A 2,474-nucleotide genomic window follows, 5' to 3' on the forward strand; every position below is an offset into this window, starting at 1 on the left:
TGTTTTTCACAACAACTAAATTTAGGATTTCACGACTAATTTCTTTCGGGTTTCACCGTTTTGCAAAGGTGCCGCACCCTTTCTTCGCTAACTGTCCGATCTTCCCATCATCAAGGCTTCCTCGAACCTTCTGCTCTGCCCGCCGAACTCAACCAGCCGACCATGATGCATGATCCTGTCAATCGTCGCCGTGGCCAGGTGCGCGTCTCCCAGCACAGTGCCCCATTTGCCGAACTCTATGTTGGTTGTGACGATCATGCTCCTCGTCTCGTACGTTGCCGACATCACCTGGTAGAGCAGCCGAGCGCCCTCGATGTCTATCGGGATGTAGCCGTACTCGTCGATTATCAGCAGGTCCGCCTTGGCTATGTCGCGAAGCACCTGCTCGAGCCTGTTGTCGGCGACGGCCGCCTTCAGCATCAGCACCAGCGACGCGGTCTCGAAGTACCTGACCTTGTAGCCCCGCTCGGCCGCCAGCACGCCCAGTGCGATCGACAGGTGGGTCTTTCCGCGTCCGCATCCTCCGTAGAACACGAAGTCCTGGGCCTGCCGGACAAACTCCAATGACACCAGGTCATCGACGGTGTAGCCGTCTGGGAAGGACACCTCGCCGAAGTCGAAGTCCGCGACCGACTTCACGGCCGGGAATTTGGCCTGCCTCATGAGCCTTGCCTTCCTGTTCTCCTCCCTGGTGGCGTTCTCGCTCCTGATCAGCTCGCATGCAGCCACCAGCTGGCCTCGCGTGGCATCCTTGGAAAACGCCGCGATCGTCGACTTGGTGAAGTACATGGTCCTGGCCAGCGCGGCGAACTCCGCCTCGATCTGGCCCCTCGTCATCTGCTCGATGTCCATGGCTAGGCCTCCTTTGCGAAGACGGCGTCGTACATCCCGAGGTCGGGGCTGTCGTCGTATGCGATGGACCCTTGGCCGTTCGCCGTGCATGCGGCAGCCAATGCGACGTCAGCGCGGCTGGGGACGCCGCCGTCGGCGCCGAGCGCGGCCATCGCCGCTACCGCGGCCTCGTAGCCCGCATCCGCGCTGACGTCGCGAAGCATCCTGAGCATCGTGCCCCTGTCGGCCCTGCCCATGGAATCCATCGACCTGGCCAGCGATTTCGGCAAGGTCGCCCTGACGGCGCTGTTCTGCCATCCGCCCGGCTTCCTGCAAAGGAGCGCCAGCTGCGACATGGGGTCGCTGGCCTTGGTGGGCGCATCCCCGTATGCTCGGTCGAAGGCGGCGATCTGCGTGCCCTCGCCGTCGTAGAAGGCTACCCGGAATGCGCCCAGCTCGACGATCACCCTCTCCTCGCCGTGGTCCGGCCCGAGCGGGTAGCGGTGTCTGCCGTCGAGGCACGCGTCGCCGTACTTGTCGGTCTTGGCCGTGACTATCTTCGCGACGCGGAAGGGCTTCGCCGGCAGGTCGGCCATGGCCACGCAGTCCTCCATGAACAGCTGGCGCTCGGGCTCCCCTTTGAGGTAATGGTCCTTGCCGGCGCGATCCAGGCACCTGCCGAGGATCCGCTTGTTGTAGGCGGGCAGGCTGTCGATGCGGGGAACGGGGACGAACAGGTTGCGCCGGATGGCCCCGACGGCATTCTCCACGGAGCCCTTCTCGTGGCCGGAGTTGGGGTTGCAGAAGGAGAAGTCGAACCCGTAGTGGGCGGCGAAGCGCGTGAACGTGTCGGCGGTGCTGACAACCTGGCCGACCCTTCTGCCGACGCCCGTGGCGTTGTCAAACACCAACCGGGTGGGCACGCCCCCGCAGAACTCGAACACGGCCTTCAGGCCCTCGCAGACGCATTCCGACGTCTCGCCCCAGAAGCATTGCGCCAGCGACACGTTGGAGAACGGGAAGGTGACCACCAGGTAGTGCACCTCGCGCATGACGCCCAGCACCCTGAAGTCGCACACGCCGAAGTCGACCTGCCCCTCGCCGGGCGCCCATTCGAGGTTGAGGAACTCGTCTTTGGCGCCTTTGAGCTCGGCTTTGCGCTTCTTGACGTAGGCCTGGACGATTGTGTAGCTGCCGTCGTAGCCGCATTCCGCGACGAGCCGGTCGAATACCCGCTGGGCCGTGTGTCGCTGCTTGGGGCGCCGCTTCCTGTCCTCCGCAAGCCAACGATCTATCGTCGCCTTGAACGGGTCAAGCTTCGAACCGCGCCTCTTCCTGGGCTTGACCTGAGGGGAGAAGTCGTCCATGTCGCGGTATTTGCGCACCGTGGGCTCGGAGATTCCCTCCTCCCTGGCTATCTGGGCGACGCTGTCGCCACGGGCAGCGCGCTGCTTGATTGCTAGAATAGTTGACATGCCGATCATTTCCTTTCCGGCCTCCTTGAGTCGATTACCGAAGCAATGACTAAGTTAGGCCATCCGTTGGAGGTGGTCGGCGCCTTTGCTTATGAGGCGAAACAATCGTCGTGAAACCCGAAACTTTTATCTCGTGATTTCCTAAAAATAAAAGCTATCAAAAACAGC

General features: G+C 62.3%; 2 protein-coding genes. Both read right to left on the reverse strand.

Translation table 11 applies throughout. The features are described from left to right. Nucleotides 1-87: 87 nt before the first annotated feature. Complete coding sequence (gene istB / locus ACTNB2_RS08715; protein ID WP_273339942.1) at nt 88-852, reverse strand: IS21-like element helper ATPase IstB; 765 nt, start codon at nt 850-852, stop codon at nt 88-90. A 2-nt stretch (nt 853-854) separates the two neighbouring features. Further along, a complete protein-coding gene (gene istA / locus ACTNB2_RS08720) occupies nt 855-2,306 on the reverse strand; it encodes an IS21 family transposase (RefSeq protein WP_244595125.1) in 1,452 nt (483 codons plus the stop codon). Between the last annotated feature and the right edge of the window lie 168 nt (nt 2,307-2,474).

This window comes from Collinsella sp. HCP28S3_G2 (assembly GCF_052065125.1).
GTDB lineage: Bacteria > Actinomycetota > Coriobacteriia > Coriobacteriales > Coriobacteriaceae > Collinsella.

Excerpts from the sequence above, each read along its gene's own strand:
- istB (WP_273339942.1), bottom strand. The coding sequence starts at position 852 with ATGGACATCGAGCAGATGACGAGGGGCCAGATCGAGGCGGAGTTCGCC.
- istA (WP_244595125.1), bottom strand. The coding sequence starts at position 2,306 with ATGTCAACTATTCTAGCAATCAAGCAGCGCGCTGCCCGTGGCGACAGC.